The 18,251-nt window shown below is 39.5% G+C and carries 16 protein-coding genes, 1 pseudogene and 1 other annotated feature; of the genes and pseudogenes, 1 reads left to right on the forward strand and 16 read right to left on the reverse strand.

The genetic code is table 11. The features are described 5' to 3' along the window. Window positions 1-17: 17 nt before the first annotated feature. From HMPREF2619_RS05190 to HMPREF2619_RS05250, 13 genes and pseudogenes are all read right to left on the reverse strand, one after another. Window positions 18-3,119, reverse strand: a complete 3,102-nt coding sequence (locus HMPREF2619_RS05190; RefSeq protein WP_070459682.1) for a DNA polymerase III subunit alpha — start codon at window positions 3,117-3,119, stop codon at window positions 18-20. A gap of 117 nt (window positions 3,120-3,236) precedes the next feature. Then, window positions 3,237-3,758 (reverse strand): annotated as a pseudogene (locus tag HMPREF2619_RS05195) (B3/4 domain-containing protein); the annotation flags it as partial. A 58-nt stretch (window positions 3,759-3,816) separates the two neighbouring features. Then, entirely contained in the window at window positions 3,817-4,203 is a 387-nt protein-coding gene (locus HMPREF2619_RS05200) for a lactoylglutathione lyase (RefSeq protein WP_000157160.1), read from the reverse strand. Between the two features lie 56 nt (window positions 4,204-4,259). After that, window positions 4,260-4,619: a 50S ribosomal protein L20 gene (gene rplT / locus HMPREF2619_RS05205; protein ID WP_000124830.1), complete on the reverse strand. Its 360-nt coding sequence runs from the start codon at window positions 4,617-4,619 to the stop codon at window positions 4,260-4,262. 51 nt (window positions 4,620-4,670) lie between these two features. Beyond that, the gene (gene rpmI / locus HMPREF2619_RS05210; RefSeq protein ID WP_001125942.1) at window positions 4,671-4,871 is read right to left on the reverse strand and encodes a 50S ribosomal protein L35; all 201 of its coding nucleotides are present in this window, start codon (window positions 4,869-4,871) and stop codon (window positions 4,671-4,673) included. Between the two features lie 32 nt (window positions 4,872-4,903). Next, window positions 4,904-5,434 carry a translation initiation factor IF-3 gene (gene infC / locus HMPREF2619_RS05215; RefSeq protein WP_000848177.1) on the reverse strand — a complete coding sequence of 177 codons (531 nt, stop codon included), beginning with the start codon at window positions 5,432-5,434 and terminating at the stop codon, window positions 4,904-4,906. Between the two features lie 15 nt (window positions 5,435-5,449). After that, window positions 5,450-5,580: a sequence feature (ribosomal protein L20 leader region), on the reverse strand. A gap of 88 nt (window positions 5,581-5,668) precedes the next feature. Beyond that, window positions 5,669-7,060 carry a peptidoglycan-N-acetylglucosamine deacetylase PgdA gene (pgdA, locus tag HMPREF2619_RS05220; protein WP_070459685.1) on the reverse strand — a complete coding sequence of 464 codons (1,392 nt, stop codon included), beginning with the start codon at window positions 7,058-7,060 and terminating at the stop codon, window positions 5,669-5,671. 114 nt (window positions 7,061-7,174) lie between these two features. After that, window positions 7,175-8,902, reverse strand: a complete 1,728-nt coding sequence (gene ezrA, locus HMPREF2619_RS05225) for a septation ring formation regulator EzrA (protein ID WP_070459688.1) — start codon at window positions 8,900-8,902, stop codon at window positions 7,175-7,177. An 81-nt stretch (window positions 8,903-8,983) separates the two neighbouring features. Then, complete coding sequence (gene gyrB, locus HMPREF2619_RS05230; protein ID WP_070459690.1) at window positions 8,984-10,930, reverse strand: DNA topoisomerase (ATP-hydrolyzing) subunit B; 1,947 nt, start codon at window positions 10,928-10,930, stop codon at window positions 8,984-8,986. A 29-nt stretch (window positions 10,931-10,959) separates the two neighbouring features. Beyond that, a complete protein-coding gene (locus HMPREF2619_RS05235) occupies window positions 10,960-11,523 on the reverse strand; it encodes an HAD family hydrolase (protein WP_070460265.1) in 564 nt (187 codons plus the stop codon). A gap of 105 nt (window positions 11,524-11,628) precedes the next feature. Then, window positions 11,629-12,180, reverse strand: coding sequence for a DJ-1 family glyoxalase III (locus HMPREF2619_RS05240; RefSeq protein ID WP_070459694.1), 552 nt, complete (start codon window positions 12,178-12,180; stop codon window positions 11,629-11,631). A 10-nt stretch (window positions 12,181-12,190) separates the two neighbouring features. After that, window positions 12,191-13,414 carry an FtsW/RodA/SpoVE family cell cycle protein gene (locus HMPREF2619_RS05245; protein ID WP_070459697.1) on the reverse strand — a complete coding sequence of 408 codons (1,224 nt, stop codon included), beginning with the start codon at window positions 13,412-13,414 and terminating at the stop codon, window positions 12,191-12,193. A gap of 32 nt (window positions 13,415-13,446) precedes the next feature. Further along, window positions 13,447-15,900 (reverse strand): bifunctional DnaQ family exonuclease/ATP-dependent helicase, encoded by a 2,454-nt coding sequence (locus tag HMPREF2619_RS05250; RefSeq protein ID WP_186821491.1) that lies wholly within the window; start codon window positions 15,898-15,900, stop codon window positions 13,447-13,449. A 118-nt stretch (window positions 15,901-16,018) separates the two neighbouring features. Between HMPREF2619_RS05250 and HMPREF2619_RS05255 the strand changes: the two genes are divergently transcribed. Continuing rightward, window positions 16,019-16,204 (forward strand): hypothetical protein, encoded by a 186-nt coding sequence (locus tag HMPREF2619_RS05255; RefSeq protein WP_070459699.1) that lies wholly within the window; start codon window positions 16,019-16,021, stop codon window positions 16,202-16,204. A gap of 23 nt (window positions 16,205-16,227) precedes the next feature. Here the strand turns inward: HMPREF2619_RS05255 and HMPREF2619_RS05260 are convergent, their stop codons facing one another. The 3 genes from HMPREF2619_RS05260 to HMPREF2619_RS10785 all read right to left on the reverse strand — a co-directional run. Further along, on the reverse strand, window positions 16,228-17,076 hold the full coding sequence (locus HMPREF2619_RS05260; RefSeq protein ID WP_070459702.1) for an NAD(P)H-hydrate dehydratase: 849 nt from the start codon (window positions 17,074-17,076) through the stop codon (window positions 16,228-16,230). A gap of 3 nt (window positions 17,077-17,079) precedes the next feature. Continuing rightward, window positions 17,080-17,904, reverse strand: coding sequence for a phosphate ABC transporter ATPase (locus tag HMPREF2619_RS05265; RefSeq protein WP_070459705.1), 825 nt, complete (start codon window positions 17,902-17,904; stop codon window positions 17,080-17,082). 127 nt (window positions 17,905-18,031) lie between these two features. Then, window positions 18,032-18,251: LPXTG cell wall anchor domain-containing protein (locus HMPREF2619_RS10785; protein WP_186821492.1), on the reverse strand; the 220-nt coding region annotated here is incomplete at its 5' end.

Genomic DNA, 18,251 nt, shown 5'->3' on the forward strand with positions numbered 1-18,251 from the left:
TTTATTTTCATTGATTTTTAACGATAAATCGTTTTCATAACTATCTGACTTAAAGATTCCTGTAAACTAACATCTTTTGCAACAAAATAACTCGGTAAAAGGACATTTTTTTGTTCATTTTCGTAGCGAATGATGACTGGAATTTCTCCCTTATATTGCTCTAAAATATGATAAATTTCAGTATCATGTTCATGATCAGCAGCCTGTATCCAAAATCGTTCACTCACTGCTTCTTTTAGATTATTTAACACTAATTGAAGCCGACCATCTCTTGCCTGTACTTTTCCATTAAGGTAGTAGAATCTTCCTTCATGTAAGAGATTGTTAAATTGGCGATACTGGTCAGAAAAAACTGTGACTTCCAAATTTGATTTGCTATCACTTACTTTCAAAAAGGCCATATTTTCACCTTTTTTAGTTCTGATTACTCGGATAGACTGAATCTCAACGAGTACTGTAGCTGTCTGTCCTTCAAATAGTTCAGACAAACTCACAATTGGGTACAAAGGATTCTTTGCTAAGATCAATAAAGGATGCGGACTGATACCTACTCCAAGCCACTCCTGTTCCTTACGGAACTTTTCAACTTGCGTAAAATCCTCACTCTCAAGCCAATTGTAGCTATTATCTGCAAATAAACTACCCAATTCTTCCACAAAAATAAATAAAGTAGGTAAGTTGGATAAGATTTTTTGGCGATTTTTTTCAAAACTATCGAATAAACCAATCTCGACTAGGGGAGTTAAAAGACTCAACTTCTGATAATTTTTAGGCAAGCGAGTAACAAAATCTTCGACACTACTAAAAGGACGATTCTCTAAAATCCAATAGGCAAAATCTCGAGGCATCCCCTTGATACTCTTAAGTCCCAAGTAAATAGTCTGGTCTGTCAATTTATCCTGATATGGGATTGTATTGATAGAGAGTGGTGTTAGTTCAAAACCCATTTCAAGAGCATCGAGGATATAGTCTCCACTTGCATAATTGAGCATGACCTGATAAAAGATTTCTGGGTAATGTGTTTTAAAGTAGGCGAGTTGAAAAGCTAAAGCCGCATAAGCATAAGCATGCGATCGGTTGAAACCATAACCAGCAAATTTTTCCATAACAGCAAAAACCTGCTGAGCCTGTTCCTTTCCATGACCTTTTTCGAGTGCCCCTTGGATAAAACTCTCCTCCATTCGGTGCATCTCGGCAGCATTCTTTTTCCCCATGGCGCGACGTAAAATATCAGCTTTTCCAAGGCTAAAACCAGCATAACGCTGTGCGACTTGCATTACCTGTTCTTGGTAAAGCATAATGCCATAAGTTGGAGCCAGAATATCTGCCAAAACTGGGTCCAGAACTGTTACCTTTTCTTTACCATGTTTTCGAGCCACAAAGTTGTCGATATAGTCGCTTGCTCCAGGTCTGTTGAGGGAAGTCGTTGCCACTACTTCTTCAAAGCTTTCTGGTTTCACGCGCTTTAATAAGCGAATAGCACCAGGTTGTTCAAACTGAAAAATTCCCTTGGTCTTCCCAGCTGCAAAGAGGGCTAAAGTTGCCCTATCCTCAAGGTCAATTTCCTCAATCCTTAACTGAATTCCTTGAGTTTCAAATAAGAGCTCCTGCATTTTTTGAGCGAAAGTTAGGTTTCGTAAGCCCAAGAAATCCATTTTGAGCAAGCCATTTCCTTCAACTCCATGAGCATCATACTGGGTAATGAGCATATCCTCACCATACTTAAGAGGAATATAGTCCGTTAGATTTTTGTCACTAATCACGACACCCGCAGCATGGATGGAGGTTTGACGTGGTGCTCCTTCTATTTTCTTGGCAATTTCAAAAGCCTTTTGGTACTCAATCTTACCTTGAATCAGTTGTCTAAAGCCTAGATTACCTTCATAGGCACTTGTTAAGGTATCTTTGAAACCGATTTTTTTGGTAATAGCCGTTAACTCATACTCAGGTACACCATACCGTTTAAAAACATCTCTGACGGCCTGTTTAGCACCAAAGGTTGAGTAGGTGACAATCTGAGCAGCGTGAATACTGCCATAGCGGTCACGAACATAGCGAATAAACTCTGGACGATAGATATCAGGAATATCAATATCGATATCGGGCATGGTATAACGTTCACGATTTAAAAAGCGTTCAAAAATGAGATTTTTAGCTACAGGATCAATACCAGTGATATCTAAGGCATAGGCCACTAGACTTCCAACTGCAGATCCACGCCCCATACCCATATAATATCCTTGAGAACGACCAAAACGTAAGAGGTCCCAGACAACCAAGAAATAGTCATCGAATCCCATGTCATGAATCACAGATAGCTCTTCTTCTAAACGAGCCTGATAAACTGAATCTAGTAAGCCTTTCAGTTCCAAGCCCTTAATAGCCCTTTCGCGCAACTCTTCAACAGCTGGTCTCTCTGGATTGAAGCGTGGAAGCTTGAGACTACTATCAATCTCATAGGAAGCTTCCTTGATTAATCTTGCAAGATTTTCAAGCGCGAGTGGAAATTTCTCTACAAAAATCTGTTCTAGACGGTCAGTAGGTAAAAACAAGCCTTGTTGCGATTGAACATCTACCTCTCGCAAGGTCACATTTTCCTTAATCGCCTTGAGCATTTGGAGCGTTTCTAAATCCTCAGCTTCGAAAGAATTAACACGATAAAGAGGGAGAATGGGGTGAGAAAAATTTGATTGAGGTGTATCTGGATAAACCCCGATATAGTAATCGTGTCCTAAATCTAAGTCATTCATTCCAGAATAATAGGGAACAATAACACAAACATCTTCTAGATAGGGAGAAAAATCAGTCCATTCCTTTTTACCTGTCATTTTTTGACTCGAAAGTTTCATGAGATTTCGATAACCATGATTTGATAGGGCTAGAAAGCGCAGATTAATCAGTTCTGCCTTATGATGAACGGTCACCTCAAGACCTAATAAGGGCTGAATCCCTTGCTTTTGGCACTCTTTGATAAAATAATAAGCTCCATAGAGATTATCAATATCCATGATTCCAAGTGCTGAGTAGCCGTATGCTTTCCCTTGGTCAACATACTTCTGAATGGAAATCATACTCTCCATGAAACTATAAACCGTTTTTGTATCAAGTTGTGCAATCACTCGCTATCACCTCCCTTTTTCTACTTATATTATACCATTTTAGAAAATAGAAAAACAATTTCTTTCTTCCCTTGTAGAAAAAAGAACCACAGTTGAATTAACCGTGATTCCCATTCATTATTCTACCTCTAGGATAGGATTTGTAGCTGTCAAGTGGCTGATCTTACCACTGATACCAAAATATTCCTCAATTTTAGTATGTAATTCTAGCATTGCTTCCCGAGCTCGTGATGCCTGTTCTTCATTGATAGCTTCAATGACTAAAACAGCATCTTTGGTTTCTTCTGTTAACATGGTTCTTTGGGCTTCACGCCAGTTTAAACACCGACAAACCGCACCTTGTTCATCAAAATAAATCATTTCATCAGCTAAGGCAGGAGCATCACTTTCAGCCCCTAGTGGAAAGAAGGATTCATTCCCTTGAGCTCTTCCAAGACATAAGTCACCAACAATCTTAGCTAAATCCTCTCCCCCCATACAAGGAACTGTGTAAGAAAGTGAAACGCTATTATAGACATCTACCAAAGGATTTATTAGATTAAATTCTCTTCCTTGACTCACACATTTTAATAAAGCCTCAATAGAAGAACGAGCACATTTTTTTGTTTTGAGTTAAGTGAATGCCTGACGCCATTCTTTTTCTTTCATTCTACTACAAATTCAAAAAACGAGTAGCCTACAAGCTACTCGATAGGAACTATAATGAATTTTCACGAATCACTTCTACCTTGTATCCATCTGGATCTTTGATAAAGTAATAGTTTGGTTGAGTCCCTGGAAGTCCATTAGGTGCTGTTACTTCATAGCCTTTGTCGCTATGTTCTTTGTGAAGAGCCTCAAGATCAGGTGTGCTTAGGGCGATGTGAGCAAAGCCATCACCGACAACATAAGGTCCGTGATCATAGTTGTAAGTCAACTCTAACTCATAATCATCACCTTCAAGTCCAAGATAAACAATCGTAAAAGCATAGTCTGGAAAGTCTCTACGACGTAATTCCTTAAAACCAAAAGCATCTTGATAAAAAGCGATTGATTTTTCAAGATTTTCTACTCGCAAGCATGTGTGTAGCATTTTTGAAGCCATTTTTTTCTCCTTTGTTAAAAAAGACTGGGACAAACTTGTACCAGTCTTATGAATAATTATTTACCAAGTTTTGCTTTAGCTGCATCTGCAAGAGCTGTGAAAGCTGCTGCATCGTTAACAGCCAAGTCAGCAAGCATTTTACGGTTAACTTCGATCTCAGCCAATTTCAAACCATGCATCAATTGTGAGTATGAAAGTCCGTTCAAACGAGCTGCCGCATTGATACGTGTGATCCACAATTTACGGAAGTCACGTTTCTTTTGACGACGGTCACGGTATGCATAGTAGTAAGAGTTCATTACTTGTTCTTTTGCAGTACGGAACAAGATGTGTTTAGCTCCATAGTAACCTTTTGCTAATTTAAGAATACGTTTACGACGTTTGCGTGATACAACGCCACCTTTAACACGTGCCATGTTTTATTTCCTCCAAATATTTCCTAGAATTGTTTACTTACAAATACGCGATTATTTCAAGCGAGTAAGCATTGCTTTGATACGTTTGAAATCTCCTGAATGCACCATAGATGCTTTACGAAGATGACGACGTTGTTTTTTAGTTTTTCCGTGGAAACGGTGAGATGTGTAAGCACGGAAACGTTTAAGTCCACCAGAACCTGTACGTTTGAAACGTTTAGCTGATGCGCGGTGTGTTTTTTGTTTTGGCATGATTTTTTCTCCTTTATTTAACTTTCTGACAATTATTTTTTGTCAGTTGCTGGCGCCAATTGCATGAACATTTGGCGTCCATCCATTTTAGCACGTTGTTCAATGATAGCAATATCTTGAGTTGCTTCAGCGAACTCGGCTAAAACTTTTGCACCAATCTCTTTATGGGTGATCATACGCCCCTTAAAGCGAATGGATACCTTCACTTTGTTTCCTTTTTCAAGGAACTTGCGAGCATTGCGAAGTTTAGTTTCGAAATCACCCTTGTCGATAACTGGGCTCAAGCGAACTTCTTTCACGGTCACAACGCTTTGTTTTTTGCGCTGCTCTTTTTGTTTCTTCTGATACTCAAATTTGAACTTACCGTAGTCCATAATTTTCGCAACAGGAGGTTTAGCTTGAGGTTGAATGAGAACCAAGTCCACATTAGCTTCGTCCGCAAGTGCTTGCGCTTCGCTTAGTGGTTTGATACCCAATTGCTCACCTTCAAGACCGATTAAGCGAACTTCGCGTACACGAATTTCATCATTGATGAATAAGTCTTGCTTTGCTATGGTTTTCACCTCTTTTTTTAATTTAGAGAAAAACAAGAGCGGACTTGCTAACGCAAACCCGCACTACATGATTGTATTTCATTTCTGAAATTTGATCCGTAGGGGCCAGACAACGTTAGTCGCAAGGCGAGAAGTTCTCACTTCTGCTTTTCTCAACTTTTATATGATATCAAGTTTTCCCCTATTTGTCAAGATTAAAACTATCTTTTTTTAATTTTTTCTAAATATTTGCCGACAATGACCTTACTGGTTACGAGAATAGTAAATCTCATGTGGCTTCAAACGAGTGTTGAGTAAATCTGATACAGTAACAAAACTATAACCTTGTCCCTGCAGATACTCAATTACCTTTGGTAATGAATTAACAGATGTTTGATGGATATCATGCATCAAAATGATAGATCCATTGCTTACCTGACGTTGAATTTCTGTTAAAATAGCAGCTTCATTTTTACTCTTCCAATCCAAACTATCCACATCCCACATAATAAAGCTTAAATCAAGGCTATTGCGAATATCATCTGAGATTGCTCCGTATGGCGGACGCATCAATTTAGAACTTTTTCCAAGAACTTTTGTAATAGCGTCTTCGGTATCTGTGAGCTGTTTCTTAGCATCTTCCAATGACAGTTTTGTTAAAATTGGATGATTCCAACTATGGTTTCCAACTTCATGACCTTCAGACTGCATACGTTTAAGAATCGACTCATTACCTGCAATATTCTTTCCTTGGACAAAGAAAGTTGCTTTAATCTTGTATTTAGCCAAGATATCCAATGCCTGTGGTGTTGTATTTCCGTCCGGTCCATCATCAAAGGTAAGAGCTACTACTTTTTTATTTTTCTCAGCCTGAGCCTTCTTATAAAGTTCCGCATCCTTTTCAGTTAGATAGGACGATTGGATAACATCAAAGAAGTCTGAAATAGGTAAAGCTATTTCTTCTACATTATTGGTTGCTTTGACTGGATATAACACCAATTGACTATCTTTGTATGCAAACTTCCAAGATGATAAATCGCTAGCTGTAAAATCGGCTATTACTTGATCAACAAGTGTTTGTTCAATCTTTTTATCTTGGAGCGTTGACTTGATATTCTCAAGAAATGTTTCCTTAGCTTTGCTAGCATCTGTAAAGAGCTGATCTAAAGTAAACAGGGTCCCATCTTCCTTAAGATAAAGCTGATCCAATGATGTATTTTCTAATTCTACAACAGTAGAATCACTCAAATCATAGACCTGTTTTTTCACAAGATGACTCTCCACACCCTTGATAGAAGAAGAATCTTTCTCAGAGTAGTAAAAAATCAAATCTTCCTTATCTTCTACCTTATCCGTGATATCTTTTACAATGATATCCTGAACAGGGGTAATGACCTTGTCCCCCGTCATAGGATAGTAGGTGATGATTTCTGCCTGCCCTTTACGAAAATGATCTTTCTGACTTCCTTGTGAATAGGAATCATCTTTTTCTTTTTTCAGTGCTTCAATTTTTTGCTCAAAAGCTTGATTGGTCAAGACTTTATAAGCAATACCAGCACCTAATGTTAAGATTGTGAAGAATAGAAGCCCCACAATAATCCACAAATTTCTTCTCTTCTTGTCGTTTACTTTACGGTTTGTTCTTTTTTTTGTCATAGTCTTATCATATCAAATCAGGCCTATAATTTCAATGATAAATAGGAAAATGTCCATTTTTTAAGAAAAGAAAGGTAAAAGAAAAGGCCTAGATTTTTCTAGGACTTTTCTTGATTAAAATCGAATGATTTCTCTTGTTTTTTCATATGAAGAAACAAAGCGATTTGTTACTCCTGGCTCAGCAACTTCCAAAGCTTGGGAAATCTTTTCAAAAGATGCTTGATAATCAAAGGCATTTTCAAAGATTTCTAAAGATTCATGGAAGGCTTGTTGAATCCCTTCATCAAATGATCTGTAGCGATTAGAATATTGAAGCAACTGTTCTGTCAAGGTAGCATATTGCACGATACTGTATGTTTCTGTTTCCAAAACTTCCATATCATGTGACGCGATTTCTAGGATACGATTGACAGACTCAATGTTGACTTGTGACTGTTCCAATTCTGCCATCAAATCCTCTGTACTATGGCTAGCAGCAAAGAACAATTTCAAGAAGTTCTGTGGGATTCCTGGAAGATTTCTCTTTTCCATGTAGCGCTTGATTGTGTGAAGGCGATTGACGTAAACATTTGCCTTTTGACGTGCATTAACATCATCTTTTTCAATCTGCACTAGACGTTCGCTCACTGAAACTTGATCATCTTCAATTTCTTTTAATGTAGCTTGAACATTTTCTAAACGTTCTTCCAATACAGAGTAAGCTTCTGAATATTCCTCTTGTTCTGAAGTCAAATCGCTAACTGTAAGTTCTAGGGAATCCAAATCCACTTGAAGACGACGAACATGATTTACATCACTCTCAGCCATCAAGTAGGTCTTGCTCAAACGCTCGATATCTTTCACCAAGACTTGATTATTGTCTTTTAAGTGGTCAAGGTAGGTTGGAAGTGTTGACAACAAGTTTTCAACAACTTTTTGAGAAGCAATCTCTCGTGTGAAAATATTATAGAGAGCATTGATTTCTTCTTGAATCTGAGTGTTTTCATATTCAGCATTGTCCAATTCCAATTTTTTAATATTTTCTTGGTTATTTTTCAAAGCTTCATACAACAACTGTAAACGTGATTCTATGTCAGTTTCTACAAAGTGATAGTTGGCATCAAGCAACTTACGATAGCCAGCCTCTAGATCTTCAAGTTGATCAGGGAGTTCAGTCGTTAGTTTAGTAACAATTGCTGGAATTCTCTCTACGATATGTGTCAAAGCGAGAATATGATTTTCAGCATTATCCAAAATCCCTGCTGCTTCAACTGGATCTCCTGAAGAGTTTAGCGTCACAAATTGAGAAAATTCAGATTGGATGTTCTCCAATTGTTTTTCAATTTCAGGAAGCGCTTGACCATATTTCTCAGAATCTTCTGCGACTGTTTTCTGCAGGCTTTCAAATAAATCTAAAGCATGCAAGACACGACCACTATTTTTGGATTCTTGTTTTTCTAGATCTGCCAAAGCATTTCGAATGGAAGCAATATCTTCTTCGATAAGGGTAATCTGGCTTTCAATTTGATCAATTTTGTGTTGAGCCTTCAAGAAACGAAATGAATTATTGTACCCTTCTGCTTCAAACAGATTATTCTCAATATCCGCAAATGAGTTGAGTGATAGGTCTACCCATTTTTGGTTCCACTCTCTAAATGCAATCTGACTTTGACCAATCAGATGCATATTCTTAACAGCTTCTACTTCATCGTTAACTGGAAGGTTATACAACTCTTCCTTTCTTTCTTCTAATACTGCCAGCCTCTTTTCATTGCGTTTGCGTAACAAAACTGCCACAACATATGCAATAATCAGAAGAGCCGCGATTGCAATCATAGTAATAATCAACAGATTATCAGACATATCAAACTCCTTTTTATACATGAAACAATTGTAATGATTATATCATATTTTTCAAACCATGGGAACTATTTCCCAATTTTTTTAAACGTCAAGCGTACTGTAGACAGCATTTTCTTCGATAAATTCTCGACGTGGTTCTACGCGGTCACCCATGAGCATATCAAAGATTTTATCTGCTTCTGCAGCATCATCAACTGATACACGCGCCATGAGACGATGTTCTGGGTTCATGGTTGTTTCCCAAAGTTGATGGTCATCCATTTCTCCAAGACCTTTATAACGCTGAATAGTTGGTTTTGAACGTCCTTCACTATAGCGAGCTAAGGCTTCCTGTAGACGGGTTTCTTGATCTGCTCCAGGTTGGATGTATTCTTTAATTTCACTGCCGACCTTAACACCGTAAATTGGTGGTTGAGCGATATAAACATAACCTGCTTCTAAAACGGGTTTCATATAACGATAAATCAAGGTTAACAAGAGGGTACGGATGTGGGCTCCATCAACATCGGCATCCGTCATGATAACGAGTTTTTGGTAACGGGCCTTGCTGACATCAAATTCAGCACCAAAACCTGTTCCCATAGCTGTGAAAAGGCTACGGATTTCTTCATTGGCAAGGATTTTATCCATGCTGGCTTTTTCAACGTTGAGAATTTTACCGCGAATTGGTAAAATCGCTTGGAATTCACGGTCACGGCCAGACTTTGCAGAACCTCCTGCTGAATCTCCTTCGACGATGAAAAGTTCAGTTTCAGCTGGATTGTTTGAGGAACAATCTGCTAATTTACCTGGAAGGTTTGAAATCTCTAAACCAGATTTCTTACGAGTAACCTCACGCGCACGCTTGGCTGCGACACGCGCCTTAGCTGCCAGAATCCCTTTTTCAACGATACGCTTAGCAATCTGAGGATTTTCCATTAGGAAGTCTGAAAATGCTTCACTAAAGAGTCGGTTGGTAATCTTGACAACTTCACTATTTCCAAGTTTAGTTTTCGTTTGTCCTTCAAACTGAGGATTTGGATGCTTGACAGAGATAACAGCAGTCAATCCTTCACGAACATCCTCACCTGTTAGATTATCTTCATTGTCTTTGAGGAGTTTGTTTTTACGAGCGTAGTCGTTAATGACACGAGTTAGGGCTGTACGGAAACCTTGTTCATGTGTTCCGCCTTCATGTGTATGAATGTTATTGGCGAAACTCATGACATTTTCATGGTAACCAGTTGTGTACTGCATGGCTACTTCGACTGTGATATCATCCATTTCTCCATCAGTGTAGATTGGTTTTTCAAAAATGACATCCTTGTTTTCATTGATATACTCAACATAGCTCGCAATCCCACCTTCGTAGTGGTAGTGTTTTGTTTGTTCAAATCCCTCACGCTTGTCAGTGATGGAGATTTGAAGGCCACGATTCAGAAAGGCGAGTTCTTGGATACGTTTGTTTAATTTATCGAAATCAAAGGTTGTTGTTTCTGTAAAAATCTCTGGGTCTGGAGTAAAGTGTACGGTTGTACCTGTTTTATCAGTATCTCCAATCACCTCAAGGTCAGCAACAACATGTCCACGACGGTATTCTTGGTAATGGATTTTTCCATTTTTGTGAACACGAACATCCAACTGAGTAGAAAGAGCATTTACAACGGATGAACCTACACCGTGGAGTCCACCTGAAACCTTGTATCCGCCACCGCCAAATTTACCTCCAGCGTGAAGAACGGTAAAGACAGTTTCAACGGCAGGACGACCTGTCTTTTCTTGAATATCAACAGGGATACCACGTCCATCATCAACAACCGTAATAGAGTCATCTGGCTCAATAAAGACCTGAATATGACTAGCAAATCCCGCCAAGGCCTCATCGATAGAGTTATCAACGATTTCCCAGACTAGGTGGTGTAGGCCTTCTTTTGAAGTCGATCCGATATACATTCCAGGACGCATACGAACGGCTTCCAGACCTTCCAAAACTTGAATCTGACTGGCATCATAATCCTGTGCCTGTTGGTTTTTGATTTCTTCTGTCATTTTTTCCCTTTTTCTTTTTTTCCTTTTTCTTACATTTCTAATACTTGTCTCAATGTCACGATATTTTTAAAGAGATGCGTCGCTAAGCCAGCCGCTTGTCCAGCTTCAATGTCTATAGGTCGATCACCAATAACGATGCCAGAACCTATCTTGTACTTATCTCGCAAATAGATCATAGACTCTGGATTTGGTTTTCTCTTAAAGCCAGAGCTAGCTGTTACTACTTCTGTAAAATAGTCAGCAATTCCAGTCTTTTCAAGGATTTCCAAAACTTGGTCATTGCGATGCGAAACTAAAAAGTTCCGTCCTCCCTGATCTGAGATTTCCTCCAACAAAGCAGGTACTCCCTCAAACAAGGCAGGATGTTCAAGCTCTCGCGCTTCATTTTCCTTATATTTTTCTAAAAAATGCTCTATTGTTGGGGCAAATTGGTCAATCGCAAAAGCAGTTGACACTTTCAAGGCATTGTAAACTTTATCATGTTCTTCTTCGATTCCAAATTGAGCTAATGTTTCCACAAAAGCAGCAGTCGAAGTCTCATAATTATCAAGTAAAGTTCCACCTAAATCCCAGATGTAATCGTGATATTTCATACCCTTCATTATAGCATTTTTTTATCAAAAAAGCGACGATTTCCTTCTATTTTAACAGTAAAAAACGAGAAGAATCCCCTAATTCATAGATTCCTCTCGTTTTAGTTAATCTATTCCAAACACATCACGATAGAGCATGGCTTCTCTCAAAGCATCTGCATCTCCACCAAGTTGTTCTACTAGGTTATAAGCAAAAGTAAGGGCAGTTGCTGGACCACGACTGGTAGTCAGCTGACCATCGACAACTACTGTTTCCTTGCGATAGTAACCATCAGCAATTTGCTCTTGGACACCATCATAACAGGTGAACCCTTTATCCTTGAGGAGTCCAGCTCGATTCAGTACAATTGGTGCTGCACAAATGGCTGCTATTTTTTTACCAACTTGCTCAAATTTTTGAAGTTCAGCAATCAATTGCTCATTATCACGCAAGTGAGCTGAACCTGGCATACCTCCTGGTAAGACAATCATGTCGTAGTCAGATAAATCACCATCAAACACACGATCTGCTTGTACTTGGATGGCATGTGACCCCGTCACTTGGGCTTCAAAACCAACCATATGACAAGTAATATTGGCACGACGTAATACATCCACAACTGTTAGGGCTTCGATTTCTTCAAAGCCATCTGCTAAGATAACTGCAACTTTAGCCATGATTTACTCCTTATTTAACTTTTTTCAAAACAACTTTCTTCCGTTTAAATCTTGTCTTACCGCTCTTTTCTTCGGCTAGATGCGTTTGATAACTCATCGATAGAAGCAGACCAACACCAATCAGATTACTGATAATGGCTGATCCCCCTTGGGAAATGAACGGCAAAGGAATCCCTGTCAGAGGAAGAAGACCTGTCACTGCACCGATATTTTCAAAGATATGGAACAAGAGCATCATAATGAAGCCAGTTGAAATGTAGGTATAAAATTGATTATTGGACTTGAGAGTGATTTTTAACATTCGATAGATAAGTAGGAGATAAAGCGTAATTACGAGGACAGAGCCGATAAAACCAAAATCTTCTGCAATGACGGTAAAAATCATATCACTCTCACGAACGGGAATGAGGAGGTTGGATACATTAAATCCTTGACCAAATAAGCCTCCACTTCCAATGGCGATTTGCCCTTGCGCCTGTTGATAGGTGGTCGTTTGTGCATAATCAAAGGGATTGAGCCAAGCAAGGATACGGTTGATCTGATAGGTTGGCATCCCGACCTGATGCATGAAAGCACGCCCATCTTTTGTGATGAAAATTGCCAAAAATCCTGCAATCCCTGATACAACTGTCGCAAAAATTGGAATGATAATTTTCCAAGAAACGCCAGAGAGCAAGACAAGTCCAGCAAAGATGGCGACAAAGACCAAGGCCGTTCCTAGGTCACTCTGCAAGGCCAGTAAAACTAAGACTGGTAGGGTAAAGACAATCAACCACAATATCAAGTGAAAGTCTAATGCAATCGTTCGTTCTTTTTCCTTGTGTTTCTGTGTGAACTGAACAATGACCCGAGCCAAGATCAAAATATAGGAAATTTTCATGAATTCGGAGGGTTGGAAAAGTGTCACTCCTCCAATTGATACCCAGTTTTTGGCCCCTGTTGCTGCCACTAAATTGGGATTGTAAAAAACCAAGGGTAAAACCATGAGGACTAGACCTAGGGCGTAGAGATAGGGAGTCGCCTGCCATAAAAATTTTGTATTAAAAAACATGACTACAAAGCTGATGATAATTCCCAAGACGATCCATGCTAGTTGCTGACCGAGAATAGGCCAAATATTTTGAGGATAGTCATGACTGACAGCTATGTAAATAGCCACAACTCCAATCACCAGCAAACAGAATACTGGCAATATCAAACTATAATCGACCCGAGAGTCGAGAGAACGTTTCATAAAGGTCTCCTTCATTCTTTCAGATGTTTATTTTATTTTTTGTGTAAAAATTCTTGAACTTTTGAAAATACTTGCTCTTTGCCAATTTCTCTGACTCGACTAGTCTGTGACAAAGCCTTGCCAATCTGCTTTCCATATCGCTTGCTTGTCATTCGGCTATCCAAGATAAGGACAGAGGAGCGTTGCCCTAGACGACGCATGGTTCTACCAATTGCTTGTTTGAGGCGAATAATAGCCATTGGCAGTTGATAGTCGTAGAAAGGATTTTTCCCTTCAAGACGCAGTTCCTGATTCATTTTTTTCGTAAAAGGATCTTCTGGATTTTGGAAGGGCAGGCGTGTCACCACTTCAATCACTCGAGGGTGAGTTGCAAAATCAACTCCCTCCCAAAAACTACCTGTCCCTAGTAAGAGTTGAGACTCTCCTCTTTCAAATCGTTTCTTGAGTTGAGCCGGATTCCCGTTCTTATATTGGGCTAAATGAGAAAGAGATAAAGAATCTGATACCTGCAACAAAAGGTCTTTTGAAGTGAATAAAACGAGCATGGGTTCTTCAAGATAGGACAAATCTTCCAGCACTTCTACAAGAGCATGAGCATAGTCTTCTTGAGAGGTTTCAGTCACCAATGGAAAATCCTTAACAACCAAAATTTCTTGATTTTCTTGAAAATTCTCTTCCAGTCTGTCAAAAGCTGCATACGGAAATCCCATTAGTTCTGGTAAAGATACTCTGCTACTAATTTCCAAGGTTGCAGAGACAGCTAAGAGTTGACAACTCTCTGGAAAGATTTCCGAAAAGAGCAGACGTTGATTGCGACTGGAAGAAATGACAACCTTCTTGCTAGACAAGTCTGAGGCTGATAGCCAAAATTCTCCATCAGTGCAGAAAAATCGCTGATAATCTTGAAAACTTTGACCTCCTAACTCTGAGAAATCCTGTTGGAGTTGTGCCATTGTTGTCGCAGGGCACATTCTTCGTTTGCCTGATAGGAACTGGTCCATCAAATGACAAAGCTCAAAGCGAATACTCTCCATCAAGCGTCTCTGAAGCGTCCCTTCTTCTCGAACTAGAGCTTGATCTAGCTGGTCTACTATGTCATTTAAAACGAAACTCTTTTGTAACAGACTTTCCAAAGTTAGTAAGATCTTCTGGGCCTCATCCAAAATCAAGAGACGGCCCTCTAGTAGACTGGGATCATCCTCAAGTCGGGTAACGAGATAAGCATGATTGGTCACAAGTAGCTGGCAAGAGCGAGCTTTTTTCTGCCCCCGTCTCCAAAAATCCTCTAACCAAAAGAGAGAAGCTTTGGGAAGATTACCATCATGTACCAAGTTTGGTAAAAACTGCTGGTAGCGATAAAGTTGTCCAATCTCATCCAAATCTCCAGTTTCTGTTTCGGTCAACCAAACCAGGAGTTGCATCTTAAAACGTGTGTACAAGCGATTGGACTCTTCTTCCTCTAGTGCATGATGAAAGGCATCTAGTTTTAGATAATTCTGTGGTCCTTTAAGATTATGAATCGAAAGGTGAAAGACCTCTTCCAATCTACGAGCCTCTTCTTGCATGACTTGATTTTGTAGAACTTTAGTAGGAACACTGAGAAGGATTCCTTTTTCGTTTTCTAGTGATAAAGCGGGTAACAAATAGCCGTAGGTTTTCCCAATTCCAGTCTGAGCTTGCACAAAAGCAATTTTCTCATTCTGTAGAAAATCTTGAACCTTCTGAGCGAAGCTAGCTTGTGGGGCTCTATCTTCCAAATCCAACAAGGCAATATTGGTTTGGAAATCTTTAGATAGTTTACGTGGAGAAAGGACTGGCTTCTCTTTTCTTAAGAATAAGCCTTGCACTTCTATCAAATCATGCTCAACAAGGAGAGACTGTTTCTGATAAACTTCCTCGATGACTAGGTAAGATTCATAGAGTAAGCTATCTGATAAACTCAATAAGCGCTCCAACAATCCTTTTGGCAGTCCAAACATCTTTTGTCTCATACAAAGAAAGAGCTCTGCTGTTGCTTGGGCATCTGATAAGGCAGTATGGGCTTTTTCTAGTGAAATTCCCAACTCTTGACAGAGAATTCCCAGATTGTATTTTTCAAGTTGAGGATAAAATACCTGAGCCAACTCGACTGTATCGATACGAGGAGTGCGCAATTCATAGCCCTCAAAAAAGAGAAATTCTGCCAACAAATTGGCATCGAACTGGACATTGTGCGCAACAAAAACACCGTCCTTGACCAAGTCAAAAATTTTTCCAGCCACCTGAGAAAATTCCGGTGCCTCTGCTAGTCGCTGATCGGTCAAGCCCGTTAATTCTTTGATATGAGAATCCAAGGGTTCGTGGGGATTGACATCCGTTGCAAATTGGTCAACAATCTCGCCATTTTCAATGACCACGATTCCCACTTGGATAATTTTTGCCTTGCTTCCGGTACTGGTCGCCTCTAAATCCACGACCACGTACCGATCATTTCTAAAATTCATCATTAAAAATTATATCAAAATTTACACAATTTGACATCCATGAACTTTATTGGAAGGGTCAAGTTTCTTGCAAGTTTTTCTAAAAAATGATTGAATAGAAGTTTAGAAAAGGAGGGACATCATGAACCCATTAGATTTGTTTAATCAAGTAAAGGAGCTAATCGAGAAAAAAGATTTGGCTGCCTCAAAAACCTTTGTCGAAGAAAATAAGGACCAACTCGGTGAGTATCTTAACCAAGCACAAGCTTTAGTTTCAGGCTCAGAAGGAATCGGTAATCTTGTTGATAAGGTCAAAGGACTCTTCTAATCCTTAAAAGGCACCTGAAAGCCTCAGGTGTCTTTTTGTATTTTTTTCATGAAGGCTGGGATATGTTGACTAATCGTGGTTGGCAGAACTACAAAATTGTCCTCAGCTAGTTCTTGGGCAATTGCTGAATGTAAATAGGTCGCTACCGTCACTCTTTCATAGAGACTTGCTTGTGGGAATTGACCTGCAAAGCCAGCGATCATCCCAGCCAGAGTATCCCCCATGCCGCCAGTCGCCTGATAGGGACCGCCAACACCCAGCTGATAAAAATCAGCATGCCCGGCTTGCCAGATTCGAGTAGCTGGACCTTTTTGAACCAAAATCGTTCCTGAAGGAAAACTCATCAAAGCCTCTCCTGTTTCCTTGCTTCCTTGGGAATCCAAATCTAAGCCTGACAAGACTTGCCATTCCCTCTGGTGAGGAGTTAAAACAAGCTGAGCTTTGGGGAATTTCATTCCCGTCTTAGCAAAAATGGATAAGGCGCCACCATCCAGTATGAGAGTCTGGTCTTGATTTGAATGATGAAAGACTGTTTGGAGAAGCTCTTTTCCACTCTTATCATCCACTAATCCAGGCCCAAGCAAGACAACACTTGCTTTCTCCAACTGTTGCTCAAGCAATTGCTTATCATCAAGAGCAAAAGCCATAGCCTCCGGCAGATGGCTATGTAGAGCTGGAATATTCTCCTTATCCGTTGCTACTGTCACTAAGCCTGCGCCACTTCTAACAGCACCTAAGGCAGCCATAATAATCGCTCCCCCATAGGGATAAGTCCCTCCAATCAAGAGAAGACGCCCATAGTCTCCCTTATGACTAGAACGAGAACGCTCGATGATCACTTTTTTCAATAGAGCTTGATCAATCTCTTTCATACACTACTCCTTCAACTTAACCTTACTATGTAACACTTGATTAACCTTAGTATTCCAATCCTGTAACCCTTCTCCCTCATAGTCTAGGTAAATCACTCTATCTTGTAATTGACTAGAAATCAAACCTTCAAAACAAGCCTTATCTTTTGAAGGAATAACACACAAATGAAGAAAGGCATCCAAATCTAAACTATCTCTTACCTTCGCAACATGATAGCCATCAAAGATATAACCTGGCGCTTGAATTAATTCTTCATACAGGAAATGAAAACTAACGCCAGGAATGAACTTTTCTTGCAATTCCTCCTCAGACGGTGCCCGTCCTAACAAACGCTCCATAGCGAGTCGGTAACCCGAAGTCGTATTAGACCATCCAAACATGATATAGTCAAAATAGTCTGCTGGATCAGAAGCTGCATTACGACTATCTGTAACTAGCTCAGCCCCACTTTTACCAAATACTTTAACCGCTGACATGAGTTTTCCAGTCTGAAAAATAGCCTGAGCCACCTCAACTGTACAAGTATGACTACAATAATCTGAGGTAACCAACTTCCTCTGGATATCATAGGTAGAAGCTACAAGGCGATGACTTGGTCTGTAGGGAGGAAAAAAGCTATGCTCTTGCAAGTAATCATGAATTTGTTTATTTAATTCATGATCCTCACATTCCATAATGGTCTGACGACGATGGTCCTGTTCATAAGCAATAAACTTTGCTAGCTTCTCCAATTCCCATTCTTGAATCTGAGGATAGTTTTCAAGAGCAAATTGATACATCCCATCCCACTGGAGACTAAAATCTGCATTACAAACTTTTACAAGCATGGTCCTTCTCCTCACATTCTCTTACTTTCATTATACACCTCACTAATCAATTAATAAAGGAGAAGACTATGCTATCTTCTCCTTTATTTATAATGATTATTTTTTTAGAGCTGGGAGTTATCAGTCCTTATTTTTCTTTACGTTTAACTGTTAGTAGTGCCACTGATAAAACAAGACTGAGACTTGCTAGGAAGGCAGCTGTATCAGATCGACTTTCACCTGTTTCTGGAAGTCTTGCTGAATCTACTTTCTCTGAAGCATTTTCAAGAACTTCTACATTAACTGCTGGTCCATGAGCTTGTTCTACTGGTTCTTGGTTTTGTTCTTTATAGACAATCGCATAAAGT

It is taken from the genome of Streptococcus sp. HMSC074B11 (assembly GCF_001808705.1).
Taxonomy (GTDB): domain Bacteria; phylum Bacillota; class Bacilli; order Lactobacillales; family Streptococcaceae; genus Streptococcus.